26 protein-coding genes are annotated in these 26,713 nt (G+C 32.3%); 7 read left to right on the forward strand and 19 right to left on the reverse strand.

The window, feature by feature from the left end:
• Positions 1–887: 887 nt before the first annotated feature.
• Positions 888–1,529 carry an O-methyltransferase gene (locus AC13CQ_RS04230; protein ID WP_456865285.1) on the forward strand — a complete coding sequence of 214 codons (642 nt, stop codon included), beginning with the start codon at positions 888–890 and terminating at the stop codon, positions 1,527–1,529.
• Positions 1,530–1,610: 81 nt separating this feature from the next.
• Here the strand turns inward: AC13CQ_RS04230 and AC13CQ_RS04235 are convergent, their stop codons facing one another.
• The 4 genes from AC13CQ_RS04235 to gpmI form a co-directional block, all read right to left on the reverse strand.
• Positions 1,611–2,165 carry a phosphatase PAP2 family protein gene (locus AC13CQ_RS04235; RefSeq protein WP_456865288.1) on the reverse strand — a complete coding sequence of 185 codons (555 nt, stop codon included), beginning with the start codon at positions 2,163–2,165 and terminating at the stop codon, positions 1,611–1,613.
• Positions 2,165–2,437: a Sec-independent protein translocase subunit TatA/TatB gene (locus tag AC13CQ_RS04240; RefSeq protein ID WP_008612208.1), complete on the reverse strand. Its 273-nt coding sequence runs from the start codon at positions 2,435–2,437 to the stop codon at positions 2,165–2,167. Before AC13CQ_RS04240 ends, AC13CQ_RS04235 begins: the two co-directional genes overlap by 1 nt.
• A 119-nt stretch (positions 2,438–2,556) precedes the next feature.
• Positions 2,557–3,123, reverse strand: coding sequence for a thioredoxin family protein (locus tag AC13CQ_RS04245; protein ID WP_456865292.1), 567 nt, complete (start codon positions 3,121–3,123; stop codon positions 2,557–2,559).
• 108 nt (positions 3,124–3,231) lie between these two features.
• On the reverse strand, positions 3,232–4,749 hold the full coding sequence (gpmI, locus tag AC13CQ_RS04250; RefSeq protein WP_456865295.1) for a 2,3-bisphosphoglycerate-independent phosphoglycerate mutase: 1,518 nt from the start codon (positions 4,747–4,749) through the stop codon (positions 3,232–3,234).
• 225 nt (positions 4,750–4,974) lie between these two features.
• On the opposite strand from gpmI, the gene AC13CQ_RS04255 reads away from it, so the two are divergent.
• On the forward strand, positions 4,975–5,376 hold the full coding sequence (locus tag AC13CQ_RS04255; protein WP_008612211.1) for an ankyrin repeat domain-containing protein: 402 nt from the start codon (positions 4,975–4,977) through the stop codon (positions 5,374–5,376).
• 128 nt (positions 5,377–5,504) lie between these two features.
• Here AC13CQ_RS04255 and AC13CQ_RS04260 read toward each other — a convergent pair whose 3' ends face one another.
• From AC13CQ_RS04260 to AC13CQ_RS04270, 3 genes are all read right to left on the reverse strand, one after another.
• Positions 5,505–5,672 carry a DUF6747 family protein gene (locus AC13CQ_RS04260; RefSeq protein WP_008612212.1) on the reverse strand — a complete coding sequence of 56 codons (168 nt, stop codon included), beginning with the start codon at positions 5,670–5,672 and terminating at the stop codon, positions 5,505–5,507.
• Positions 5,673–5,870: 198 nt separating this feature from the next.
• Complete coding sequence (locus AC13CQ_RS04265; protein WP_008612213.1) at positions 5,871–6,644, reverse strand: M48 family metalloprotease; 774 nt, start codon at positions 6,642–6,644, stop codon at positions 5,871–5,873.
• An 87-nt stretch (positions 6,645–6,731) separates the two neighbouring features.
• Entirely contained in the window at positions 6,732–7,448 is a 717-nt protein-coding gene (locus tag AC13CQ_RS04270) for a M15 family metallopeptidase (protein WP_474507503.1), read from the reverse strand.
• A 589-nt stretch (positions 7,449–8,037) separates the two neighbouring features.
• Here AC13CQ_RS04270 and kynU point away from each other — a divergent pair.
• Complete coding sequence (gene kynU, locus AC13CQ_RS04275) at positions 8,038–9,312, forward strand: kynureninase (RefSeq protein ID WP_337901596.1); 1,275 nt, start codon at positions 8,038–8,040, stop codon at positions 9,310–9,312.
• Between the two features lie 198 nt (positions 9,313–9,510).
• Here the strand turns inward: kynU and AC13CQ_RS04280 are convergent, their stop codons facing one another.
• From AC13CQ_RS04280 to AC13CQ_RS04305, 6 genes are all read right to left on the reverse strand, one after another.
• Positions 9,511–10,221: a pirin family protein gene (locus AC13CQ_RS04280; RefSeq protein WP_008612216.1), complete on the reverse strand. Its 711-nt coding sequence runs from the start codon at positions 10,219–10,221 to the stop codon at positions 9,511–9,513.
• A gap of 837 nt (positions 10,222–11,058) precedes the next feature.
• Positions 11,059–11,727, reverse strand: a complete 669-nt coding sequence (locus tag AC13CQ_RS04285) for a hypothetical protein (protein ID WP_474506767.1) — start codon at positions 11,725–11,727, stop codon at positions 11,059–11,061.
• A gap of 93 nt (positions 11,728–11,820) precedes the next feature.
• Positions 11,821–12,396, reverse strand: a complete 576-nt coding sequence (locus tag AC13CQ_RS04290; RefSeq protein ID WP_008612218.1) for a Crp/Fnr family transcriptional regulator — start codon at positions 12,394–12,396, stop codon at positions 11,821–11,823.
• Between the two features lie 201 nt (positions 12,397–12,597).
• Entirely contained in the window at positions 12,598–12,756 is a 159-nt protein-coding gene (locus tag AC13CQ_RS04295) for a lmo0937 family membrane protein (protein WP_008612219.1), read from the reverse strand.
• 548 nt (positions 12,757–13,304) lie between these two features.
• Positions 13,305–13,550 carry a hypothetical protein gene (locus AC13CQ_RS04300; protein ID WP_008612220.1) on the reverse strand — a complete coding sequence of 82 codons (246 nt, stop codon included), beginning with the start codon at positions 13,548–13,550 and terminating at the stop codon, positions 13,305–13,307.
• A gap of 188 nt (positions 13,551–13,738) precedes the next feature.
• Complete coding sequence (locus tag AC13CQ_RS04305) at positions 13,739–14,833, reverse strand: alkene reductase (protein ID WP_008612221.1); 1,095 nt, start codon at positions 14,831–14,833, stop codon at positions 13,739–13,741.
• A 274-nt stretch (positions 14,834–15,107) separates the two neighbouring features.
• Between AC13CQ_RS04305 and AC13CQ_RS04310 the strand changes: the two genes are divergently transcribed.
• From AC13CQ_RS04310 to AC13CQ_RS04320, 3 genes are all read left to right on the forward strand, one after another.
• Positions 15,108–16,451 carry an FAD-dependent oxidoreductase gene (locus AC13CQ_RS04310; protein ID WP_008612222.1) on the forward strand — a complete coding sequence of 448 codons (1,344 nt, stop codon included), beginning with the start codon at positions 15,108–15,110 and terminating at the stop codon, positions 16,449–16,451.
• The gene (locus AC13CQ_RS04315; RefSeq protein WP_474506769.1) at positions 16,451–16,798 is read left to right on the forward strand and encodes an avidin-fold protein; all 348 of its coding nucleotides are present in this window, start codon (positions 16,451–16,453) and stop codon (positions 16,796–16,798) included. The genes AC13CQ_RS04310 and AC13CQ_RS04315 overlap by 1 nt, the downstream gene beginning before the upstream one ends.
• Positions 16,799–16,929: 131 nt before the next feature.
• Positions 16,930–17,577, forward strand: a complete 648-nt coding sequence (locus AC13CQ_RS04320) for an NAD(P)-dependent oxidoreductase (protein ID WP_335588229.1) — start codon at positions 16,930–16,932, stop codon at positions 17,575–17,577.
• Positions 17,578–17,579: 2 nt separating this feature from the next.
• Here the strand turns inward: AC13CQ_RS04320 and AC13CQ_RS04325 are convergent, their stop codons facing one another.
• The 3 genes from AC13CQ_RS04325 to AC13CQ_RS04335 all read right to left on the reverse strand — a co-directional run bounded on the left by AC13CQ_RS04325 (position 17,580) and on the right by AC13CQ_RS04335 (position 21,418).
• Positions 17,580–19,418 carry an ABC transporter ATP-binding protein gene (locus AC13CQ_RS04325; protein ID WP_008612226.1) on the reverse strand — a complete coding sequence of 613 codons (1,839 nt, stop codon included), beginning with the start codon at positions 19,416–19,418 and terminating at the stop codon, positions 17,580–17,582.
• Between the two features lie 120 nt (positions 19,419–19,538).
• Positions 19,539–20,318, reverse strand: coding sequence for a zinc ribbon domain-containing protein (locus tag AC13CQ_RS04330; RefSeq protein ID WP_474506770.1), 780 nt, complete (start codon positions 20,316–20,318; stop codon positions 19,539–19,541).
• A 5-nt stretch (positions 20,319–20,323) separates the two neighbouring features.
• Positions 20,324–21,418 carry a Nif3-like dinuclear metal center hexameric protein gene (locus AC13CQ_RS04335; protein WP_456865322.1) on the reverse strand — a complete coding sequence of 365 codons (1,095 nt, stop codon included), beginning with the start codon at positions 21,416–21,418 and terminating at the stop codon, positions 20,324–20,326.
• A gap of 43 nt (positions 21,419–21,461) precedes the next feature.
• On the opposite strand from AC13CQ_RS04335, the gene lpxK reads away from it, so the two are divergent.
• Positions 21,462–22,466 (forward strand): tetraacyldisaccharide 4'-kinase, encoded by a 1,005-nt coding sequence (gene lpxK, locus AC13CQ_RS04340; RefSeq protein WP_474507672.1) that lies wholly within the window; start codon positions 21,462–21,464, stop codon positions 22,464–22,466.
• Here lpxK and AC13CQ_RS04345 read toward each other — a convergent pair.
• The 3 genes from AC13CQ_RS04345 to lipA all read right to left on the reverse strand — a co-directional run bounded on the left by AC13CQ_RS04345 (position 22,463) and on the right by lipA (position 26,657).
• Positions 22,463–24,622: a tetratricopeptide repeat-containing hybrid sensor histidine kinase/response regulator gene (locus tag AC13CQ_RS04345; RefSeq protein WP_335588225.1), complete on the reverse strand. Its 2,160-nt coding sequence runs from the start codon at positions 24,620–24,622 to the stop codon at positions 22,463–22,465. The two genes, lpxK and AC13CQ_RS04345, sit on opposite strands and share 4 nt — an antisense overlap.
• A 70-nt stretch (positions 24,623–24,692) precedes the next feature.
• Positions 24,693–25,688, reverse strand: coding sequence for a type I glyceraldehyde-3-phosphate dehydrogenase (gene gap, locus AC13CQ_RS04350; protein WP_008612236.1), 996 nt, complete (start codon positions 25,686–25,688; stop codon positions 24,693–24,695).
• Between the two features lie 90 nt (positions 25,689–25,778).
• On the reverse strand, positions 25,779–26,657 hold the full coding sequence (gene lipA / locus AC13CQ_RS04355; RefSeq protein ID WP_008612238.1) for a lipoyl synthase: 879 nt from the start codon (positions 26,655–26,657) through the stop codon (positions 25,779–25,781).
• Between the last annotated feature and the right edge of the window lie 56 nt (positions 26,658–26,713).

Genomic DNA, 26,713 nt, shown 5'->3' on the forward strand with positions numbered 1-26,713 from the left:
TACGTTATAAATTTCAGCCACAAATATCACAGATTTATGCCATTTCATTCCTTGAAGAGATATTCAGTAGGGCGATACAATGAAAAAATATTAGTGAATTCGTGGCAATTTTTTATACGTTATAAATTTCAGCCACTAATATCACAGGTTTATGCCATTCTATTCCTTGAAGAGATATTCAGTAGGGCGTATACAATGAAAAAATATTAGTGAATCCGTGGCAATTTTTTAAACGTTATAAATTTCAGCCACTAATATCACGGATTTATGCCATTTCATTCCTTGAAGAGATATTCAGTAGGGCGATACAATTAAAAAATATTAGTGAATTCGTGGCAATTTTTTATACGTTATAAATTTTAGCCACAAATATCACAGATTTATGCCATTTCATTCCTTGAAGAGATATTCAGTAGGGCGTATACAATGAAAAAATATTAGTGAATTCGTGGCAATTTTTTTAAACGTTATAAATTTCAGCCACTAATATCACAGGTTTATGCCATTCTATTCCTTGAAGAGATATTCAGTAGGGCGTATACAATGAAAAAATATTAGTGAATCCGTGGCAATTTTTTAAACGTTATAAATTTTAGCTACTAATATCACAGGTTTATGCCATTTCATTCCTTGAAGAGATATTCAGTAGGGCGTATACAATGAAAAAAAATATTAGTAAATCCGTGGCAATTTTTTATACGTTATAAATTTCAGCCACAAATATCACAGATTTATGCATTTCATTCCTTGAAGAGATATTCAGTAGGGCGTATACAATGAAAAAATATTAGTGAATTCGTGGCTGAAATATTTTCAATACGCTATTGTTTTTAGTTCTATGAGTTGAAACTGAATTAAAAAACCGCTAATTTTGAAAAAAAGAAAGTATGCATTTTTTATCGGACGCTATTGAAGATTATGTAACTAATCATTCTGAAGACGAACCAGCAATTTTAAAAGAGCTGGATAGGGAAACAAATTTAAAAACGCTTCAACCAAGAATGCTAAGTGGTCATTTCCAAGGGCGTATTTTAAGTGTTTTATCAAAAATAATAAATCCTAATACAATTCTAGAGATAGGAACCTTTACAGGCTATTCTGCAATTTGTCTTGCTGAAGGATTGGCTAAAGATGGGATGCTACATACAATAGACATTAATGAGGAACTCTATGTTTTTCAGCAAAAATATTTTGAAAAAAGCGGTTTTAAAGACCAAATAAAGCAATATACTGGAGATGCATTGGAGATAATTCCTGAGATAGACGCAAAGTTTGATCTTGTTTTTATTGATGCAGACAAACCAAATTATGTAAACTATTTTGATTTGATTATTGATAAAATGAATTCAGGAGGAGTTATTTTATCCGATAATGTTTTATGGAGTGGGAAGGTTGTGGAAAAATTAAAGAAGGGAGATAAAAGTACCGAAGCTTTATTGGAATACAATAAAAAACTTAAAGAAGATCCACGCATAGAAACTGTATTACTTCCTATTCGAGATGGTTTAACAGTAAGCAGGGTTATTTAATCTCTCATAGAGAGTTTAGTCCAGAGAGCTCCTATATTTTGAGAACGTATAGTTATTTTTAGAAAACCTTTTGGCTTTACTCTAAAGTTGTAACACCCAACGCTTGTGGATTTTATTAAAAGCAAGCGCAATTAAAACCCCTACTAAAGCACCAATTAAAATATCTGAAGGGTAATGAACTCCAACATAGATTCTGCTGAAAGAAAATAGAATTGGCCAGATATAAAATGCATAAATCCATTTGAATCTATGTTTTAAGATAAGTACAAAAAATGTGCAAGCGGCAAAAGAATTTGCAGCATGACCCGAAAAGAAACTATACGACCCTGGTTCAATAAGAATTCTAATGAGTTCTGTAAACTCATCATTTCCACTAGGCCTTGTTCTGGCTATAATTATTTTTACTAAATGAGTAAGTGTACTTGTAGTTAAAATGAGTCCGATGCTCAATAATAATGTTTTGAATAACTGTCTTCTTTTGTAGGCAATTATAATCAAAACTAAAATTAGAAGGTAAAGTGGTAGCCAAGTTACGGGCTGGGTAACAGTTCTCCAAAAAGTATCGTAGTTTTCTACTCCAAGATTGTTTAAAAAAATTAACAAATCCCGGTCGTACTCCAGGAGTTTTTCAAACATTAAAGTTTACGTTTTACAGAACCTGAAAAATCTTCTATTTCGTCTCTTACTTGACCGATTTCCTTTTGAATATCTTTAGTAAAACTAGTATCGACTCCATTTTTGTCTGCACTTTTTTGGATCTCAGACTTTACTTCATTTGTAGCATCTTTAAGCTGACGCATACCTTTTCCTAGTCCTCTGGCAATTTCGGGAAGCTTATCGGCACCAAAAATCATCACTACTAAGAATAGGATGAATACAATCTCTGCTCCGCTAATAAATAAAAACATATTCCTTGCTTTTTTAATCCTTCATGAGCTTAGCCCAAGACGGTTGATTGACTTTTTGTCAACACAAATATAATGAAGTTTATTTCCAAATAAGAAAACATTTAACTAATCAAATTAAATTATTCAGCATAAGGATTTTTGTATTCTTTTCCTTCTAGAATATTTAACATATCTTTTTCTAATGTTTCGATAGTATATTCTACAATTCTATTTATTTCTTTTCCATCTTTATAAAAGATAAAAGTAGGCACATTTGTAATGTTTAAGCCTTCTTCTAAATTTTCAGGAGTGGTTTTCTCTCGAGTCATGGTTATTAAGGTGAGGTTTTTATACGCATAGTCCGCTTCATCCATTATTTTAAAAAAGTGAGGAACCTCTCTTTGACTATCGCTACACCATGTTCCCATAAAAATTTTAATCTCTAGATTTTTTACTAGTGGTTTAAGGGAATTTATAATTTCTGGAGCTGCTTTATATTCATTATAAGTGTTTACAAACCATTCGTTGTGAGGCTCTTTTTCAAGGTCTTCTCTTGTGTGGTATCCTACAAGAATATCGTCTTTGGCTTTCTCAACTTCAGATTTTTTTGTAGTTGTTTCTGTAGGATTTTCTTTAGATTTTTTTGCTTTTGTACCACAGGAAAAAGTGAAAACAATTACGGATAGCAATAAAATAATTTTTCTCATATGTTTTTTGTGTTTATTCTTTTTTAAAGAAAAGGAGGATTACTATAAAAAAAACAGTCTTTTCGAAGTATAGCTTTTAAGTTTGAAAAGACTGTTTGTGTTGTTGTTTTAAACCAAAGAGTGTCTTGTCATTGCTTCTGGTTGTTCAATTCCCATTAGCTTTAAAATTGTAGGAGCAATATCTCCTAAAACACCATCATTAATTTCTTTTAGTTCTTCATCTACCAAAATTAGTGGTACTGGATTTGTTGTGTGCGCTGTATTTGGACTCCCATCTGGATTGACCATAGTATCGCAATTTCCATGATCGGCAATTACAATAGTTGTGTAGCCATTTTCTGTAGCTGTAGTAACAACATCTTTAGCACATTCATCTACAGTTTCACATGCTTTTATTGCTGCTTTCATAATACCAGTATGTCCAACCATATCTGGATTTGCAAAGTTTAAGCATACAAAATCTACTTCTCCTTTTTTAAGTTCAGGAACAATGCTATCTCGAATTTCATATGCGCTCATTTCTGGTTTTAAATCGTAAGTAGCAACTTTTGGAGAAGGGCAAAGTAGTCTTTTTTCGTTAGTAAAAGGTTCTTCCCTACCTCCATTGAAAAAGAATGTTACGTGTGGATATTTTTCAGTTTCGGCAATTCTAATTTGGTTTTTACCTGCTTTAGAAATAGTTTCTCCAAGGGTGTCTATAATATTATCTTTATTGTAAACTACATGTACATTTTTAAATGTTTCATCATAATTTGTCATCGTAACAAAATACACGTCTAACTTGTGCATATTCTGCTCATGAAAATCTTGCTGCGTTAATGCTTGAGATAATTGGCGACCTCTATCTGTTCGGAAATTAAAGAATATTACCACATCTCCTTCTTCTACTTTTGCAATGGCTTTATTATTTGCATCTTGGAGAGATATTGGTTTAATAAACTCATCTGTTACTCCATTGTCGTAACTTTCTTGCATGGCTTCAAGCGCATTTTTGTAAGGAGCGCCTTCACCATTTACAATTAAATCGTAAGCTAGTTTAACACGTTCCCAACGTTTATCTCTGTCCATAGCGTAATAACGACCAATAACAGATGCTAACCTAGCGTTAGTTTTAGCGCAGTGCTTTTGGATTTCTTCAATAAACCCTTTTCCGCTTTGTGGGTCAACATCACGTCCGTCTGTAAAAGCATGTACAAAAACATCTTTTAATCCGTAAGCATTGGTAGCATCCAAAAGCCCTTCTAAATGTTTTATGTGCGAGTGTACACCACCATCACTTAAAAGTCCTAAGAAATGAACTTTTTTATTATTTTCTTTAGCATATTTAAACGCCTTTTGTAACTCTTCTTCTTGAGCCAATGTATTTTTTTCAATAGCCATATTGATTTTGGCTAAATCTTGATATACAATTCTACCAGCCCCTAAATTCATGTGGCCAACTTCACTATTTCCCATTTGTCCTTCTGGAAGACCAACATTCATCCCGTCGGTTAGAAGGTTTGCATTTGGATATTTTTTATATAAAGAATCTATAAAAGGGGTGTTTGCATTTTCGATTGCTGAAATTTTTGGATCAGGAGATTTTCCCCAACCATCCAAAATCATTAGTATAACTTTCTTATTCATGTCTAATTATTGTTTTCATTCAAAGATACTACTATAAAGTTTTTCTTGAAAAAACATCTATTGCTTTCTTTTAAAAGAAATTAAACCGTCAGAAAATAACTTTAAAACAACATTTATGTAACACTTTGTACATAAATAAGTTAAACAAAAGTTAAAGCAGGGATTGGAGTGAAACATTCTTATTTTACACACGTCTCTTTTATATAACCAGTAAATTTTATAATTATGAAAAAGCTAGCATTTTTATCAGCTTTACTCTTAGCAGTAGGAGTAACATTTGCAAACACATCAAAAAACGAAAAAGATCTAGAAACAACTCATCAGGTTTCTGTAATTACAAAATCGCCTAAAGTTTCTCCATTTTGTATGTCTATTGTAAAAGGAGATTTTGACACTGTAAAAAAACTTATCGATTTAGGGGCAGATGTTAACGCCAAATCTAATGGATTAACACCTGCAATGTATGCCGCTAAATTTAATAGAGTGGATATTTTACAGTTGCTTATTACTAGAGAGGCAAATTTAAAGGCAAAATGTTCTGAAAAAGGGTTAACAGCAATGGATTATGCTGAGCTTTCTAATGCTCAGGATGCTAAAGCTGTACTTGAAAAAGCATTGAATTCTTAACATCTAAACTTGATTTGATTTAAGAAATTTAATTTGATTTAGCGATCAAAAAATCCCGCCAATGGCGGGGTTTTTTTTAATACTTTCCATGCTAATCTAAATTAACATCCTAAGTTTTTTCCAACAAATTATATCGGAAATCCAGTAAACAATCGGTAAAAGAATGCGTAAATAACTACTAAAAGTATCGCAAAGCAAAACCATGAGAAAACTTTTAAAAATGTAGCAACGTATCCATTCTTTAATTCTGAAAAAGAACTAACATAAAGTTCTTTAAGGAGTAAAAGTGTTGTCATACAAAATATTTAAAACTAATTAATAAATAATTTTAGCTTTAAATAGATTATTGCAAAGTTAGAGTGTAGGGACTAAAGCTGATTTATAGAACTCTTTTTTACGAGTTCATACCCTAAATCTAGAAATAATTTTAACAAGAAAAAAAGTGTTAAAGTGAAGAAACGATAAGAAACCGTATTTTTAGTTAAAACGCAAGTTTATAGCGTTTTATACATGTCTATAGCTTCTTGTATTTTCTGAATTCTATTTTCTGGGTCTGGATGTGTGCTTTGAAATTCAGGAACATTATTTGGTCCGGCTGCGCTTTTTAGAATCTCCATAACTCCAATCATTTCTTCAGGTTTATAACCTGCTTGAATCATAAATTTCACGCCTAAGTTGTCGCTCTCCAATTCATCATCACGTCCGTATTTCATGTTTACTACATTGGCAATAACAGCCGCCATTTGTGTGGCCGACTGACTCTCACTTCCTACAGCAACACCGCTTAAGATTCCTTGTGTAAGCCCTTGTTTAGAAATTCTATCCGCAGAATGTCGTCCTACAACATGTCCAATTTCATGTCCTAAAACTCCTGCAAGCTGATCCTCATTTTCCAATTGAGAAAACAAAGCATAGGTAATAAATACCTGTCCGCCTGGAAGCGCAAAGGCATTAATAGTATTTGGATCGGCTAATAAATGAAAATCAAATTGATACGGACTTTCGGAAGCAACACTATTAGTTACTAATTTTTCCCCAACAGCATCTACCATTGCTTGGTATTTGTTGTCTGGATACAGCCCACCATGTTGTTGTGCCATTTGTGGGGCACTTTGCAAACCAATAGCAATTTCCTCTTCTGGAGTAAGAGAGATATGTTGATCTTTCCCCGTATATGGGTTTTTATCCGAAGAAGCACAATACTTTATTATTGCAAATAATGCAATTGCAAGCCCTATAAAAAGTTTAATTCTACTTTTTCCACGCATGATTTTAATGATAAGTATAGAAGATAGCGATTAAAATTACGAAAAAAAGTCACTTCTAAATAAGTTTTTAAGCGTATTATTAGGATATTATTTTAACGCAGGATTAATGTCCATCACGTTGTTCTTTAGGTAGTTATTCATGAAATTTTCCGATAAATACTCACTGCCCAATAAGTTATCCGATTTTAAAATGGCAATAATATCTAAATTTTGATACGCCTCAAGCATCGGTTTAGAAATTGCTTTGTAACTATAATGCCAAGGCTCATATTTAAAACCTTTTCTATTTGGATTGTCTGTATAAACTATATAAAATCCGTAGGTATTTGCATTTTTATCGAGCCATTCTTTCAACTTACAAAAAGGACCAATGCCATGGAATTTATCAGGATCCAAAACATCTCCATTTACTCTTTTATTACCGTCTATAATATCAATATCCGTTCCCCAATGATGTCTCGAAGTTCCAGGAATTGTAGAATATTCAATAATTTTACTAATCGCATTCTCAGGAGTTAATCCGCTGTTAATATTACTTTTATACTTGCGTTCATAGATTGCTTTTTGACGCGCAAAATTTCGGTATCCCGACACAACTCTTAGGTTAATTCCGTCTTTTTGAGCAGCAGTTTTCATTCTTAAAAAAGCATCGTAGGCCTCTTTCTGTAAGCCAATTCCATCTCCAAATAATACTGGACTTCCTTTACCTATTAATAGTGCTTCGCTGTATTTTTCTTGAGCATTTCCTTTGGTAAATAGTAATAAACTAATTAATAGAATATTTAGAATGGAGTTGTTTTTCATTATAAAAATAGTTTTTTGGAGCACTTTTTAATGCCTTATTTATTATTGTTGTTTCCTGCTTTCGCCACTACACGGTAGTTGGCTCAATCAGGGCTAGGAAGTTTCGCTTGGGTTACTTTTGTAAAGATACTAAACCAATTGTGTCCTATTTATTGATGTTGTCTATTTTTTTTATCAATAAAAAATTATTGTTGTGCTATAAAAGTTTACGGAATTTATTGGGCTCCATTTATATCAAGGTTCAAATTGGGTTTTCAAAATAGTCTCCTTGCTATTAATAGGAATGAATAAAAAAGGATTTTAGTAATGTTTTTTCTTAAAGAGAAACGGTCTTGTATTTTTACTCGGACATTAATCCCTCATAGAGGGTCTAATTCCCCAGAGCCTGCGCTGAGTTTACCGAAGGGCTCTGCATTGAAATGAATTAAATTTGTTTCCTTTGAATACCTTGTGGGCTTGCCCCGAGGTAGTTGATTGATAAAAAAATGAACAACATTATTTAGGGTAGAATTAATACAAAACCTAGTTGTGTTCTTTTAAACTTCGTCCTTCCAAATTAAGTCGTTATTTTTGCGAAAACCTCAAGATTATGCAATTTGAAAATACAGCGGAGTTTGCAAAAAAATTGGATGCACAAGATAAATTGGCTTCTTATAAAGACGAATTTATTTTTCCAGTAATTAACGAAAAAGAAGTAATTTATTTTACAGGAAACTCTTTAGGACTTCAGCCAAAAAGAAGTCAGAAATACGTAAACGAAATTATGAACGATTGGGGCGGACTCGCTGTAGAAGGTCATTTTAAAGCAGAAAAACCTTGGTGGGATTATCATGAACGTTTGGCTGCTCCTCTAGCAAAAGTAGTAGGTGCAAAACCAGAAGAAGTAACCGTAATGAATACCCTAACGGTAAATCTTCATTTATTAATGGTTTCTTTTTACAGACCTTCAGCAAAGAGATTTAAAATAATATGTGAAGAAAAAGCTTTTCCATCAGATCAATATATGTTGGCTAGTCAAGTGCGTTTTCATGGTTTTAATCCAGAAGAGGCTATTGTAGAAGTAAAAAAGAGAGACGGAGAAAACCATTGGCATCTTGAAGATATTTTAAAAACAATAGAAGAAGTAGGAGATGAACTTGCGTTAGTGTTAATTGGTGGGGTTAATTATTACAACGGGCAAGTTTTTGACATTAAAACTATTACCGAAGCAGGACAAAAGCAAGGTGCATTTGTAGGTTGGGATTTGGCACATGCAGCAGGAAATATAAAGTTACAATTACATAATTGGGGAGTGGATTTTGCTGCTTGGTGCAGTTATAAATACATGAATAGTGGGCCAGGGAATGCATCTGGAATTTTTGTGAATGAAAAATATTTAGATAGAAAAGACATTCCTCGTTTTGAAGGTTGGTGGGGAACAAAAAAGGAAACACGTTTTTTAATGGAGCCAGAGTTTGAGCCTATGCCAAACGCAGAAGCATGGCAAATTAGTAATGCACCAGTATTAAGTATGGCGCCTTATTTGGCATCACTTTCTTTATTTGATGAGGTAAATATGGATTTGCTTATAGAGAAAAGTAAGTTGCTAACTGCATATTTAGAATTTGTTTTGCATGAAATTGATGTTGAACTTGGAGAAACTACCATTTTTGAAATTATAACTCCTAAAGATCGCGGGTGTCAATTATCGGTATTTTTACATGGACAAGGGAAGGCGCTCTTTGATTATTTAATGAAAAATGGAGTGATAACCGATTGGAGAGAACCAAATGTAATTAGATTAGCACCAACTCCTTTTTATAATTCGTTTGAAGAAATGTATCGTTTCGGACAAATATTAAAACAAGGGATTTTAGAGAATTAAAAATAAATTTATCTATATAAAAAGAGGTCTAAAAAGCATCTAAACTCTAAATGTCATCCAGCTTGTCGAAGGATTTTTTTTGAGTGTTAGTTGTTTAAACTTCGACAAGCTCAGTTCAACAGCTTCAAGCTTAGTTTTACAACTAAGAATTGCTTTTTAGACCTCTTCTATTTTGAAGTACTTTTTTTTGACAATAGCTTAAGACATTGGAATCTCCATTAAAAGCAATTTTGCATCTGTATTAGCAACAATAGTTAATAATTCTACTTCTTGGATTCCTAAAGCATCTCGTCGGTTTAATTTTTCTTCATTTATAGAAACATCCCCTTCTAGAATAAAAGCATAAACCCCGTTTTTAGGATTGTGTAATTTGTACTCCAATTCTTTTTCAGCATCCATTTCTGTTATATTAAACCAAGCATCTTGGTTTATAGTTACCCCAGCATCATCACTATTAGGAGAAACTATTTGCTGAAATTTATTTTTTCTATCTTCTAGTTTTAAACTTATTTGATCGTAAAAAGGCGTTACATTTCTTTTTTTAGGCATTAACCAAATTTGTAGAAGCTTTACTTCTTTATCACGATTTTTATTATACTCACTATGCACAACTCCAGTTCCAGCCGACATAGATTGTACGTCTCCTTCTCGAATTACTTCTTTATTCCCCATACTATCTTCATGCTCTAAGTCGCCATAAAGCGGGATAGTTATAATCTCCATATTATCGTGAGGGTGTTTACCAAAGCCCATTCCCGGTGCAATAGTATCATCGTTTAAAACACGTAAAACTCCAAAATTCATACGTTGAGGATCAAAGTAATTAGCAAAACTAAAGCTATGGTAAGCATTTAACCAACCATGATTTGCGTGTCCTCTAGTGTTGGCTTTATAAAGTGTAGTTTTCATCTCTTTTTAATTATATTTATATGTTTGGTTAGACGTTAATAAGCGACTTTTCTTACAAGTAGAATATTGTTAACAAAGTACTTTTATTAGTGTTTAAATTCAATATTAAATGAATTTATTACAATTAATTTCAAGTAATAAAAATACCTCGCACCCGCTAAGGTGTTTGCTTCTCTAAATACTGAAAAACATTAGTGAATCCGTGGCAACAATTTTCAGTTTCTATAGTTTTGGACACTGATACACGGATGGTATTTGTAGCTTCTTAACTCTAAATACTAAGTACTATGTGCTGAAAAATATTAGTGAATCCGTGGCAACAATTATCAGTTTCTATAGTTTTGGACACCGATACACGGAATGGTATTTGTAGCTTCTTAACTCTAAATACTAAGTACTATGTGCTGAAAAATATTAGTGAATTCGTGGCAACAATTTTCAGTTTCTATAGTTTTGGACACTGATACACGGAATGGTATTTGTAGCTTCTTAACTCTAAGTACTATCTGTGTACTGAAAAACATTAGTGAATCCGTGGCAACAATTTTCAGTTTCTATAGTTTTGGACACCGATACACGGATGGTATTTGTAGCTTCTTAACTCTAAATACTAAGTACTATGTGCTGAAAAATATTAGTGAATTCGTGGCAACAATTTTCAGTTTCTATAGTTTTGAACACCGATACACGGATAGTATTTGTAGCTTCTTAACTCTAAGTACTATCTGTGTACTGAAAAACATTAGTGAATTCGTGGCAAACAAAAAAAATCTTAATACTAAGTACTAGATACTAATATTTATTAATTCGGGGCAAACTGAATTTTATTACTCGGGTTTAGTTTTTAGCAACTTTTACTTCAATATTTGTAAAATATAGTTTAAAAACACCATTTTCATTTTGATGCATGGTGGCAATTTTTATCCCATTAAAATCTTTATAATCTTCCCAAGTAGTCATCATACATTTTGAGGTGCTATTATCCTCACGATATATCCATTCTTTTACTTCGTTATTCTTATCTACATAAAAATCGTAGGCATCTCCGGGAGTATATCCTCCTTGATTGGTGTAAGTAATTGTAGTTTTTTGCAAAGAATCTTTACTAATAGGAGCTATTTCCATTATAGGTTCTTCATAATCAATCCCATCATCCCAAACTAGTTTGAAAGGAGCGAGTAACCAATAAACATCGTTAATAAAATTTTTATCGGCTGCTAGTTCAGCATCACTTAAAATCTGACTCCTTTTAAAAGTTAAAGCTTCCCCGTTTTTTATAAGAGTTATTTCATCCGTTTTCGGTTTCCATTCCCAGCTTCTTTCAAAATGGGCGGTATCTCTATCTACATTAAATGTAAATTTTATTTCTTCAACATTCTTCCATTTTTCAAAGCCATTGGCATAAGCTATTTCTTCTAAAGGATTTAAAGTTTTTGGATTGACTTCTTTTTTCTTGCAGCTTAATGCAAGAACTAAAATAGAGAAGAGTAGGAGTATTTGTTTCATAGGAGTTTCAATTTTTATATAAAAATAGGCATTTTTTTTAATCCATTATAGCGTATTTAACTCTTGGATGTTCTGCACTAAAATCATTTAAAGTTATTTTGCTAAATTTCTTCTTAACCTACTCAAACTTTCTGGTTTAATTCCTAAATAGTTTGCAATAAGGTAATTTGGAACTCTTTGTTCAATATTTGGGTAACTTTTTAAAAAATCAAGATACCGTTCTGCACTATTTTTATCTAAAGCTCCAAGGATTCGATCTTGCATTGATAAAAAGGCATTAGTGAGTTTAATTCTAAAAAAACGATTAAACTTTGGCACTTGTACAAATAGTTCTTCTAAATCCGACTTAGTTATTTTTAAAAGCTTGGTGTCTTCAATACATTCTATATAAAGACTAGATTTTTCTTGCCTGTAAAAAGCTTTGAAATCGCTTATCCACCAATCTTCTATAGCAAATTGTATAATGTGTTCTTGACCTTGTTCATCAAGTTCATAAGCTTTTAAACAACCTTCAACTACAAAGTATTGTGCATCTACTGCTTCATTTGCCTCAATTAGATTTTCTTTTTTATTGAGAGACAACGGTGTTAACAAACTGAAAAAAAATGATTTTTCTTCAGCAGTTAAGTTTATATATTCTGATACGTGTTTGTAAATAGATGCTTGCATAAACACAAAAATAGGAGATAACCGTGCAAAATATATTAAAAAGGGAAAAAAGATTAGTAAGAATATATCTATAAATAAAAAGCCTCTCGATATAAAAACGAGAGGCTTTTTCCCTAAACTAATACCTACTACTATGTAATGATTACTTTATATACGGAGCAAATTTGAGTTTGGATCTTTTAAAAGTATTTTTTTTATTTTTTATGGTCTTCTTCCAGTTGCAAGTCGGTAAAGTATACCTATAATAGCCAATACCAGTAAGATATGGATTAAACTTCCAACAGCTTCTCCAAAGCCAAAATAACCAACTAACCATCCAATAATTAAAATAACAACGATTAACCAAATAATATCTCTCATAATTTTTATTTTTTTATTTCACTAATTTCTTACAAATTAGCAAAGGTTGATTTGTAGGTTTAAGTTAATCAAATGATTGCTTCTTGTAAGACGAATTAACATTGTTTAACGCGTAATTTGCTGTTATTAAGTTTTTTATAGGATTTTGTAAAAAGAAAAACCCCTGCTTTAGGCAAGGGTTCATTGAAATATATATAGACGCTTAAAGCGGTATTTTAAATCCTTTATTGAGGGTTTTATTCCCCAAAGCCTGTCCAGAGTTTACCGAAGGGCTCAACGTCGAAATGGGTTAAATTATTTTTTCTTTGAATACCTCGTAGGCTTGCCCTGAGATAGCTGATTTCAACTCATCATATATACGCCCATAAAAACAGTATAGATTTTTTGTTGCTGTTAAAAAAAAGCAAAAAAAAAGTAGAAGTTTTAACTCCTACTTTTTAATAAGTTGCAAATAAAATTACTCGATAATCGAGATTTAAACCTCGAAAACTATTTAAAATGTCTTATTTCTTTTCTTCTAATAACATTTTATAGTACATTGAAGTAGTTTATTCATCGGGTGTAAGCTTGTTAACCCGTTCTTGGTACTCATTCATAGCTTCTCTAACCATGTCTACATTGTCGGAAGCTCTTTGATGTGCATCTTCCATTACTTTTTCAAGTTTTGGATCTGGATGCTGAAATAAATCTGTTATTACATGATTAATTTTATCAATGCTACTTTCTTGGGTGTTTTTAATATCTTCCAATTTTGAAAGTATTTTTCGCATTCTCTCCAATTTATTTTCACTCATAATTTAATGTTTTAAACTACTATAAGATACGGATTATTTTTTAAAACATTAATTATCAGTTTATTTTAATCCCTCATTGAGGGTTTAATTCCCTAGAGCCTGTCCACAGTTTACCGAAGGGCTCTGCATCGAAATGGATTTAATTTGTTTATTTTGAATTCCTCGTAGACTTGCCTCGAGGTAGTTGATTATTTATAAGTTGGATAATCTGTATAACCTTTTGCTCCTGGAGTGTAAAAAGTATCTTGATCCCAATCTGCAATTGGAGCGTTTAAAGCAAAACGTTCTGGTAAATCTGGATTTGATATAAATGGTTTTCCATAGGCAACTAAATCTGCATTTCCTTCTTCTAACACTTTATTCCCTCGCTCTTGATTAAAGTTAGTATTAATCATTAACGTTCCGTTGTATAATGGACGGTAATGTTTAGCAATTTCAGAAACTAAAAAAGGAATTTCAGAAACATCGGTAAAGGGTTCCGATAAATGTAAATAAGCCAAATTGTAATCATTCAACTTCTCTACAATATAGTCAAAAGTTGGAATGGTTTCTTCATCTGCAGTCATTCCAAAGACTCCATTTAAGGATGGATTTAATCGTATTCCTATTCTATTTTCTGGGAAAACCGTCTTTATTTCTTCTAAAACTTCAAAAAAGAATCTTGTTTTATTTACTATGTTTCCACCATAGTCATCAGTTCTTTTATTAGAACTGTTATTAAAAAACTGATGGAATAAATAGCCATTTGACGAATGAATCTCCACCCCATCAAAACCTGCTTCTTTAGCATTTATAGCTGCTTGTTTGAAATCGGCAATTGTTTTTTCAATATCTTCTTGCGTCATTTCTTTTGGAGCAACGGTATCTTTAAATCCTTCTGGAGTATACACTTTATCATTTGGATTTACAGCGCTTGGCGCTAAAGGAAGCGCTCCATTATGAAAATAAGGATGAGACATCCTACCTACATGCCATAGCTGGGCATATATTTTTCCGTCTTTATTATGAACTGCTTTTGTAACTTTTTTCCAACCTTCTACTTGTGCTTTTGAGTGGATGCCAGGCGTATTTATATAACCAACAGCTTCTTTAGATACTTGAGTTCCTTCAGAAATTATTAATCCTGCGCTTGCTCTTTGCTCATAATAGGTAGCCATTAAATCTGTTGGAGCATTTTCAGAGTTGTCTGCCCTGGAGCGCGTCATTGGCGCCATTATAATTTTATTTTTTAAAGTAAAAGCTCCTAAATTATAACTTTCTAATAAAGGCTGATTTGTTTTCATAGGTTTATATTTTTTTATTTTTATAATTGAAATTTGAATCCCTCATTGAGGGTTTAATTCCCCAGAGCCTGTCCTGAGTTTACCGAAGGGCTCTACGTCGAATTGTCTTTTATTTCTTCTAATTAATACTTCATAAGCTTATTATGAGGTAACTAATTTCAAATATAAGTACAGATAGCACTTGTTGTTATTGACATAGGTTAATAAAACGGTATAATTTGTTAACTTTGTGAAGAATCCCGCATAAGCGGGACTTTTTATATTTTATATCCACATGCAAACGCCAAAAAAGATTGCGATTACCGGAAGCGGACTCGTAGGAAGTTTATTAGCTATTTATTTACAAAAAAAAGGACATCAGGTTGACGTGTTTGATAGACGACCAGATATTAGAACGATGGAGTTTTCTGGGAGGTCTATTAACTTGGCTATGTCTACGCGTGGATGGAAAGCGTTAGAAACCATAGGAATTGATGCTCCCATCAAAGAAATAGCTATTCCAATGGATAAAAGAGCAATTCATACGCCTAATAAACCAGTATATTTTCAATATTATGGAAAAGAAGGTGAAGCTATTTATTCTATTTCTAGAGGGATATTAAATAAAAAAATGATTGATTTAGCTGAAGAGGCTGGTGTAAATTTTGTTTTTAATTCTAAAGTGTGGGATGTTTCTCTTTCCGACGCTATTATTTATACCGGAGAAACAGAAAAAGGGGAGTGGGAAGCACATCCATATGATATAGTTTTTGGAGCTGATGGTGCTTTTTCTAGAATCCGACATAAAATGCAACGGCGTAGTATGTTTAATTACAGTCAGCATTTTTTAAAAACAGGGTATAAAGAGTTGAGTATTCCTGCAAATCCAGATGGAACTCATAAATTAAATGATAATTCTCTTCATATCTGGCCCAGAGGCGAGTTTATGCTTATAGCGCTCCCTAATTTGGATGGAAGTTTTACGTGTACATTATTTATGCCAATTGAGGGAGAAATTTCTTTTGAAGGTTTAGATACCGAAGAAAAGTTAGAAGCTTTTTTTATAAAGCATTTTGAAGATGCTGTGGATGTAATTCCAGATTTAATAAAAGATTTTTTTAAAAACCCAACAAGCTCTTTGGTAACTATTAAGTGTGAGCCTTGGAGTTATTGGGATAAAGTAGCCTTAATTGGAGATGCAGCTCATGCTATTGTACCGTTTTATGGACAAGGAATGAATGCTGGTTTTGAAGATATTACTGTTTTAAATGAGCTTATTGAAAAGTATGGGGATGATTGGCATACTATTTTTAATGAATATGAAGCTTCTCGAAAACCCAATACTGATGCAATTGCAGAATTGAGTTATAGGAATTTTGTAGAAATGAGTTCTAAAACTGCTGATGAAAACTTCTTGTTGAGAAAGAAAATAGAAAAGCATTTTTCTGATAAGCATCCAGAAAAATGGATGCCTTTGTACAGTAGGGTTACTTTTTCTGAACATCCTTATTCTGAAGCGCTTCGTGTGGGAGATTTTCAGAAGGAAATTATGGATGAAATTATGAAAATGGAAAACATCAAAGAAAAATGGGATAGTGAAGAGATAGAGAATGCTATCTTAGAAAAATTATCAAAATAATGAGTCTTATAAACTACAATAATAGGGTTTTTAAAGCCATTTCAAATTCTGAAAACGGACAAACATCCAAAGAAACTATTTTTTATTACAAACAAGAAGGAAATATTCTAACAGCTACATATAGTGGAGGAGTAATTTTAAAAGGGCATTTAATTGGTCTCGTAAATGAAGCTGGAGTGATAGATATGCGTTATCATCAAATTGATATCAATGGAGATATAAAAACTGGTAAATGTATCTCAATGCCAGAGGTTTTAGAAAATGGACGTATAAAGCTTCATGAAAGTTGGGAATGGACTTCTGATGATTTTTCTAAAGGAACATCTGTAATTGAGGAGGTGATTTAAGGATTCTAAAACCGTTAAATTCTATTTAATTAGCCTTGAAAACTCTAATATTTTCAATACATTTAATAAGAGATATTAATTATTTAAGAATAATAGAAATTAACGTATCTTGATATTTTAATTTTAAAACTATGGAAATTCTAGTAATTGGTGCTACAGGAAGAACAGGTCGGCATATTGTAAAGTTGGCAGTTAATGAAGGGCATCGTGTAACTGTTTTTGTTCGTTCTCCAGAAAAACTGGATAGACCTCAAACAGGAGTGAAAGTAGTTCATGGAGATGCTCTAGATGAGGTTGCTATAAAAAACCTTATTTGTAATAATAATTTTGAGGCAGTGGTTATAGCTGTTGGAGCGGATAGTCTCAAGTGCTCGTCGGTACGTACTGAAAGCACCAAAAATATAATAGCAGCTTTAGAGGCTCGAAATAGTAACGCCCGTGTGTGGATAATGAGTTCTGCGGGGGTTAACGAGAGTATAGATCAATTAGGTTTTCTAAGTAAAGCGTTTGCAAAAACAATATTGAAAGGGCATATTTTTGACCATTCTAATCAGGAAAAATTAGTGAGAGGGAGTGCTTTACCTTATACAATAATTAGACCTATGGGGCTGAAAGATGAAACTTTTGAAACCCCTAATTATATTGTTTTAGAGAAAGGAAGAGTTCCTACAAATCATATTTCTAGACTTGATGTTGCTCATTTTATTATTGATAATATAAATAATCCAGCATATTTAGGAAAAGCAGTTACTCTCTGCGATGCTCCAGAAAAAGTATAGTCTTATTGATATCCTGAAGCTTGTAATGAGAAAAGCTCGGCGTATAAACTCTCGTTATTCATTAAAGCTTCATGTGTTCCAATTTCATGAACCTTCCCATCTTTCAAAACTAAAATAGTATCTGCCATTCTTACGGTACTAAATCGATGGGAGATAATAATGCTTGTTTTTCCTTTTGTAAGTCCTATAAAGCGTTCAAATACATCAAACTCTGCTTTTGCATCGAGGGCAGAGGTAGGTTCGTCTAAAATTAAAACATCGGCGTCTTTCATATAAGCTCTAGCGAGTGCTATTTTTTGCCATTGTCCGCCAGATAATTCTTGCCCTTTATTAAATCGTTTTCCTAATTGCTGATTGTATCCTTTTTTGAGTTCACTAACTACCTCCGAAGCTAAGCTTTGTACCGCAGCTTTTTCTATACGGTCTTGATTTTCAATTTCATCAATTTTCCCTACTGCAATATTTTCTTTAACGGTAAATTCATACTTAAAGAAATCTTGAAATATTACTCCAAATATTTTTTGATACTCGTCTTTATTAAATCTTTTTATGTCAATACCATCTAAATAAATTGTTCCAGATGTTGGCTCGTAAAAGCGTAAAAATAATTTTATTAAAGTAGTTTTTCCCGCTCCATTTTGTCCCACAAAAGCCATTTTTTCACCTGCCTTTAGTTTAAATGAAATTCCTTTTAAAACATATTCTTTATTTCCAGGGTATTTAAAGCTTACATCTTCTAAAACAAAACCTTCTTTAATAGTGGAAGGAATCGGAATTTCATTAGAAGTATCTTCTTTTACTTCAATATCGATAAAATCAAAATAGTCTTTTAAGTATAAAGCACTTTGAGAAATTCTGGTAAAGCGAGTGAAAAACCCTTGTAAGTTATTTCGTAATCTATTAAAAGATCCACTTAAAAAAGTAAGTTCTCCAATAGATATATTTCCAGTTAAAACCCTATAAATAATAAGAATGTATGCAGAATAGTAGGAGAGAACCCCTAATAGATTAAATAGTGCTCCATAGGTACTTCTTTTAACAGCCAACTTCTTATTAAGCTCGTAATACTCGTCGGATAAAACTTTAAATCTGTTGGCTACATAGTCTGTTAAACCAAAAAGCTTGATTTCTTTTGCAGTTTTGTCATTAGCTCCTACAAAACGTAAATAATCTAATTCTCGGCGTTCGGAAGTCCAACTTCTAGCCAGGGAATAGCTTTGAGAGCTAAATTTTATTTCATTAATAAAAGAAGGGATAATACTCAAAATAAGAATGGCAATAAGAATAGGCTCAAAATAAATAAGTCCCGCAATTAAAGAAATCATACTAATAACACTTTGTACTTGTGTTAGTATGTTGGACATGAGGTTAACGCGACTTGTAGTTTGGGTGCGGGCACGCTCCAGTTTGTCATAAAAATCGGGATCTTCAAGCTGACTAATGCCTATTTCGTTGGTTTTTTTGATAATGGTTACCGAAGACTTATTGGCATATAAATCGCCTAACAAACTATCTGTTAAAGTTATTAGCCTGCTTATTAAATCGGATATTAAAGCCACAAATAATTCTAAAGCAACATATTTCCATAGGAGCGAATAGTCTTTTTCTGGCGTATTTATTTGTAAGATAATCTCATCAATGATAAGTTTTCCCACCCAAAGTAAAATAACAGGAGCAAAGGCATTAAGGAGTCTTGCAAATGTATTTATGGAATACATAACCCTACTTGTTTTCCATATTTCTGATGAAAAACGAGGAATGTACTTAAAAGCATTAAAAGAATCTCTAATGGAGGTTTTTTCCTTTTTTTTATCTTTTAAAGATTCTAGTTTTCTAGGCAATTTTAAACTGTTTAAATATTATGAAATCTACTAAAGAGATAGCTAGTCTAAATATACAAAAGTTGAAGGATAAAAAAAGCCTCGCAAATTTGCGAGGCTTAAATTATATATCTTAGTGTTTTAAATAGAAGCAAAAAGATCTTCCATTTTTTGTTTTTCTTCTTCGGCAAGTGTTGGGTCTACCAAAATTCTACCACTGTGCTCATCTGTAATAATTTTTTTACGAGATGCAATTTCCATTTGTACTTGTGGTGGAATTGTAAAGAAAGAACCTCCAGAAGCACCACGTTCAATAGCTACAACAGCTAATCCGTTTTTAACACTTCCACGGATTCTTTTGTAAGCAGAAAGTAGTCTTTCTTCAATAAGGTCTTCATAAGAGAGACTCTTGTCCATTAAAGTTTTTTCCTCTTTTTCAGTTTCCTTCAAGATGTCATCAAGCTCTCCTTTTTTGTGCTTTAAGTGATTTTCTCTTTCAGATAAACGCTCTTTAGATTGATTAATCACCTCTTTTTTCTGCTCAATTTGAGCTTTGAATTCTTTGATGTGTTTTTCAGCCAATTCAATTTCTAATTCCTGAAATTCAATTTCTTTAGATAAAGAGTTGAACTCTCTATTATTACGAACATTCTTTTGTTGCTCGGTATATTTTTTAATAGAAGATTTAGACTCCTCAATAAGGTTTTTCTTATTGGCAATCTCTTGAGTGATTTCTTCGAGATTCCCGTTGAGTTTATCTAAACGTGTTCTTAAACCTTCTACTTCATCCTCTAAATCTTCAACCTCTAAAGGTAATTCACCACGAACATTTCTTATTTCATCGATTCTAGAATCGATAAGTTGCAAATCGTATAAGGTTCTTAACTTTTCTTCTACTGTTGCTTCTATTTTCTTTGCCATATTTTTTATAAATACTTGACGGGATTTGTATTACAAACTGATAAAACGACTGCAAAATTAGTGAATTTTTTTGTAAGATACTCAACTAAAAGATTTTTTGTGAACTGTTCGGTTTCATAATGACCAATATCGGCTATAATTATCTTGTTTTCAGCCTTGTAAAAGTCGTGATATTTTACATCGCCTGTAATGTAAATATCAGCTCCAGCCATGACGGCATTGGGAATTGCAAATGCTCCACTACCACCCAAAACAGCTACTTTTTTTATTTTCTTATCAATTAGTTTAGAATGCCTTACACACCCCGTTTGCATACGTTCTTTTACGAATTTAAGAAATTCTATTGGATTTTGTGCAGTTTCCAACTCTCCAATCATCCCAATACCAATGTGTTGGTTTGTATTTTCAAGGGTTGTAACTTCATAAGCTACCTCTTCATAAGGATGATTTGCAAATAGTGTATTTAAAATTTTACTTTCTAAATGCTTTGGAAATGTAATTCCAATTTGAGTTTCTTCTTCAAAATGTGTAATTCCCTTTTCTCCAATTACTGGATTTGAAGCTTCATTTCCTTTAAAACTCCCTTTGCCTTGAATATTAAAACTACAATGGTCGTAATTTCCAATAGAACCTCCGCCTACATTAAAAAGAGCTTCTCGTAATTTGTCTGCACTATTTGTTGGAATAAATGTAATTAGTTTCTTAATAGTACTTTTCTGCGGAATTAAAACTTTTTTATTTTTCAGTCCTAGTACATCACAAATCTTTGCGTTTACACCAACAAAACTATTGTCTAATGCAGTATGTGGGGAATAAATGGAAATATTATTTTTAATAGCTTTTAATACCACGCGCTCTACATAATTCTTTCCCGTTATTTTTTTTAATCCGCTAAAAATAATTGGATGAAAACTAACAATAAGATTACAATTTTTCTCAATAGCCTCATCAACAACTTCTTCAAGTGTGTCTAAACACACTAAAACACCTGTTATTTTTTCGGTTTTATCGCCTATAAGCAATCCTACATTGTCAAAATCTTCAGCATAAGGAAGTGGCGCAATTTCTTCTATGGCATTAATTACATCTTGAATAAGCATACAGTCATTTTTTTTCAAAGATAAAATATTCTAATTTCGCTTTATGCGAAGATGGAGAAAATTGCTCTTACCGGTTTCATGGATATATGGAGCTATCATTTTTTTAAGGAACTACTTATTTGATATTCAGTTTTTCAAATCGGTAAGTTACGATTTTCCTGTTATTTGTATCGGGAATGTTAGTGTTGGGGGTACTGGAAAAACTCCAATGACAGAATATATTGCTACACTTCTTCGTAAAAAATATAAAACAGCCATTTTAAGTAGGGGTTATAAACGTGCTTCTAAAGGTTTTGTTTTAGCAAATGAAAATATTTCTGTTGAAAAAATTGGAGACGAACCTTTTCAATATTTTAAGAAATTGAAAGGGGTTGCTGTTGCTGTAGATGAAGATAGACGCCATGGAATTTCTGAATTAAAGGAAGTTTTACATCCTGAAGTTATACTTTTAGATGATGCTTTTCAACACCGAAAAGTGAAGGCTGGATTAAATATTCTTTTAACCATGCATAACGATTTGTATACTAACGATTTTTTGCTCCCAGCTGGGAATCTCCGAGATTTGAAATCGCAGGCTAAAAGAGCGGACGTTATTCTAGTAACTAAATGTCCGTTAGATTTTTCTTCGGAAAATCAACAACAAATAATTCAGCAATTAAAGGTACAACCTAATCAGAAAGTATTTTTTACGGGGATTAATTATAAAAATGAAGTATTTTCTAATACAAGTTCACTTTTAGTTGATACGCTTAAAGAGAAGGAAATTACAGTAGTTACAGGAATTGCACATCCAGAACCTTTTTTGAAGCATTTGTCTGAAAAAGGATTAAGTTTTAAACATTGTAAATATCCAGATCATCACAATTTCTCAGCTTCTGAAATTGAAGGTTTAAAAGAAAAAGACTTCGTCTTAACTACAGAAAAAGATTTTGTAAGATTGGAAAAACAGCTGGATAATGTTTATTATATGCCAATTGAAACTACATTTTTAAATAATCAAGAAATATTTGATACTCTTGTTTTGGACTTTGTGGCTACAAATTCTTAAACTTGATTAGTGGTTTTTAAAATTGAAGCGCCAATAATTTTATAGAATAAATCTGGCTTAAAAGGTTTTGTAATAATATCATTACAGCCGTAACTAAAGAAATCGTCTGTACTTTCATCAATAGTTAATGCCGTTAACGCAATAATAGGGATATTTTTATCGAATTTTCTAATTTCTTCGGTAGCTTTTAATCCGCTAATTCCTGGCATATGGATGTCCATTAAAATAAGATCATATGTGTTTTCTTTAGCTAATTTAATAGCATCATATCCATTGTCTGCAACATCACAATTAATACCTTTCTTGGCTAGCATTTTTTTAGTAATAACTTGATTGATTTTATTGTCTTCAACTATCAAAAAGTATAAATCTTTTAAAATAGCTTCTTCAAGATCTTCAGATCCTACCTCTATAATTTCGGAAGGATCTGGGGTGGTAAATTCAAGACTAAAATAAAATGAACTTCCCATTCCAATTTCACTTTTCACATTTATGTCGCTATTGAATAAGCTTAATAAACTTCTTACAATGGTTAATCCTAATCCTGTACCTCCATATTTTCTATTAATCTGAATAGAACCTTGAGAAAAACTTTCAAAAATATTTTGCTGCATCTCTTCAGAAATGCCTATTCCTTCATCATTTACTTCAAAATGAATTTTATATCTTCCCTTGTCAGAATTTAGAAGTTTAGCATTTACAATAACTTTTCCGTTTTCAGTAAATTTTAAAGCATTTCCAACTAAATTGATTAAGATTTGAGAAAGTTTAAGTGGGTCTCCAATAAGTTTTTTAGGGATGCCCTGGTCAATATTTAGGATAATTACATTCTTGTTCTCTTTGGCGGTTTGCCTTAGGGAATAAATAACATCTTCGAGGGTTTTATTAAAATCGAAAATTATTTTTTCGGCAACTAGCTTATTAGCGTCTATTTTATTAATTTGTAAGATGTCATTAATAAAATCCAAGAGGTATTCTCCAGAAAACTTCAATGATTTTAGATGTTCTTTTTGACTTGCTTTAGGATCTTCTTCTAATAGTAAATGTGTCAATCCAGTTACGGCATAGAGAGGGGTGCGCAATTCGTGACTAACAGTAGATAAGAATTGACCTTTAGCTCGCATGGCTTTTTCGGCATCTTCTTTTGCTATTTGTAACTCTTTATTTTTTTTCAGTAATAAATCGTTTGTTTTAAATTTTATTTGATTGTTTCTGTATAATGAAATTGTTAAAAGAGAAATAATAATTAACAATGCAGAACTTAAAACAGAGGTGAGTTTGGAGATGTTTACTTTTTGTTGTTGTTCAATTTCATCTTGACTCATTCTTGCAATTACATTGTTTAAAAATTGCGCTTCGTTAGTATGAGCAGCTTCATTTTGCTTTCTTAAAATATCTGCCCCGAAATATTTTTCTTTTATGCTATCTGCTTTTTTGTAATATAAAAGAGCCGCATAATAATCTTCTTTTTTATTAGCAATTTGATATTTTAATAAATTGGTTCCAAGTAGAACTTCTGGGAATTTATGGCGTGCAGCAATTCTTAGAACATTATCTAGTAAAATCCCCGCACTTTCGTAGTTACTGTCCTTCGCATAAATATTTGCTAAAACTAATTGTGAAGCAGCAGAGAGGTAATGTTTTTCGTATTTATGATCTGGAGGAATCATTTTTTGAAAAATGGATTTTGCCTTGTTGTATTCTCCTAATTCATTGTGGGTAAGCCCTTCGTAGAAAAGGACACTGTTTAGTAAGCTTTTATCATTATAGTCAACAGCTTCTAAAGCTTCGTTTATGAGTGTATATGCTTTAGTCTTATCTTGATCTTTCGCAGCTAAATAGGCTTCTAAAATTGCAGTAAGCGCTCTACCGTCATTATATTTATATAAACTGAGAACTTCTCTAGCTTCTTTTAAATAAATTCCTGGATTTATAGGTTTCTTGTATTGAATGTTTAGTCTTGCAGAAAGATTGTAGAAATCTACAATAGATTCAATATTATCAGAGCTAGCAGCTAGCTGAAGTCCTTTTTCTATATCTGATAGAGCCTTTTCATAATCGCCATTATTTTTATACTCATATACTCTTTTTGTGATAGATTCAAGACTATCTTTAAAGGCAATATTAGTCTGTGCACCTATAGAAATAGATGACATTAAAAAAAAGATTATGAGGGCTACAAAGCGCATAATTACAATTAGTGCTATGCAGTAAATATAATTATTTCTATTTAATAAGCTGAATTAAATCGACAATCCGACTGCTATATCCGTATTCATTATCATACCACCCAATGATTTTTACCATTTTTCCGATAACCGATGTCATTTGCGAATCGAAAGTGCAAGAGTATGGACTGTTTATAATATCTACAGACACAATAGGGTCTTCTGTGTAGTCTAAAATATTTTTTAAACTGCTATTGGAAGCATCTTTAAAAGCATTATTTACTGCTTCAATGGAAGTTTCTTTTTTAACATTAAAGGTAATATCTGTTAAAGAACCGTCTGGTACGGGAACTCTTATTCCACAACCTCCTATAGTATCACTAAGTTCTGGAAAAATACTTGTTAAGGCTTTAGCCGCGCCTGTTGTTGTAGGAACAATAGATTGACCTGCAGCACGCGCACGCCGTAAATCACGATGGGGTTGATCGTGCAGGCTTTGATCGGATGTGTAGGAATGTACGGTAGTAATATATGCTTGCTCAATGCCACAAAGTTCTTTTATAACTTTAATCATTGGCGCTGCATTATTGGTGGTGCAAGAGGCATTGGAGATAATATCTTCTGTGCCATCCAAAATGTTTTCATTCACTCCTAGCACTACCATTTTTATAGAATCGTCACTTGGAGGAACAGCTAAAATTACCTTTTTAGCTCCTCCAATAATATGATGCTGTAATTGTTCTCTAGATTTAAATTTTCCAGTAGCTTCAATAACAAAATCAACATTAAAAGGTTTCCAATTAATTGCAGTTAAAGTATTGCAATTTAATAGGGGAAAAGATTTTCCGTCTACAATTATGTGGTCTCTATTGTGTTGAATGTCTTTTTTTAAAACACCATGAATACTATCATATTTAAGTAAATGACTTAATGTATGCGTGTCTGCTAAATCATTTATAGCTACAACTTCTATTTCAGAATTTTCTAAAAGTAATCTGAAAACAGTGCGGCCAATTCTTCCGAAACCGTTTATGGCGATTCTAATTTTTTTCAAGATAATTTATTCAATCCCACTAAGGTGGGTTTATCCCTACTATTGATGAGGGTGTGATTAAAAAAGCCGCCTTTTAAAGCGGCGTCATTTTTATAATATGTGTTTATGTGCTTTGTAAGAAGATCTTACCAAAGCTCCACTTTCTACATGTCTAAATCCTAGGTCTAATCCTATTTCTTCATATTTTTTAAATTGATCAGGAGTAACAAACTGTTTTACAGGTAAGTGTTTTTTTGAAGGCTGTAAATATTGTCCAATAGTTACTACATCTACATCAGCTTTTCTAAGGTCGTGTAGGGTTTCAATAACTTCTTCTTCTTTTTCGCCTAAACCAAGCATAATACCCGATTTGGTTCTATTAATTCCTTGATCTTTTAAATATTTTAAAACAGCCAAGCTACGGTCGTATTTTGCTTGAATTCTAACCTCACGTGTTAGTCTTCTTACAGTTTCCATGTTGTGAGAAACCACTTCAGGAGAAACTTCAACAATACGATCTATATTTCTTTCTACTCCTTGGAAATCTGGAATTAGTGTCTCTAATGTGGTAGTAGGATTCATTCTACGGATAGATTTTACAGTTTCTGCCCATATAATAGATCCCATATCTTTTAAGTCGTCTCTATCTACAGAAGTAATTACAGCATGTTTAATGCTCATAATTTTTATAGAACGTGCTACTTTTTCTGGTTCTTCCCAATCTACAGTTTCTGGTCGTCCAGTTTTTACACCACAAAACCCACAAGAACGTGTACAAACATTCCCTAAGATCATAAAAGTAGCAGTACCTTCTCCCCAGCATTCCCCCATATTTGGGCAACTACCAGAAGTACAAATAGTATGAAGGTTGTACTTGTCTACTAAACCTCTTAATTCTGTATATTTTTTTCCGGTCGGCAGTTTTACTCGTAACCATTTAGGTTTCCCTTTTCTAGGTGGAGCAATGCTACTTGCAGTATCTACACTCATATCGAAATTTTAGACTACAAAGATACAAAGTTAAGTTTGAAAATTAAGTTAATCTG

This window comes from Galbibacter sp. L-19 (assembly GCF_056857615.1).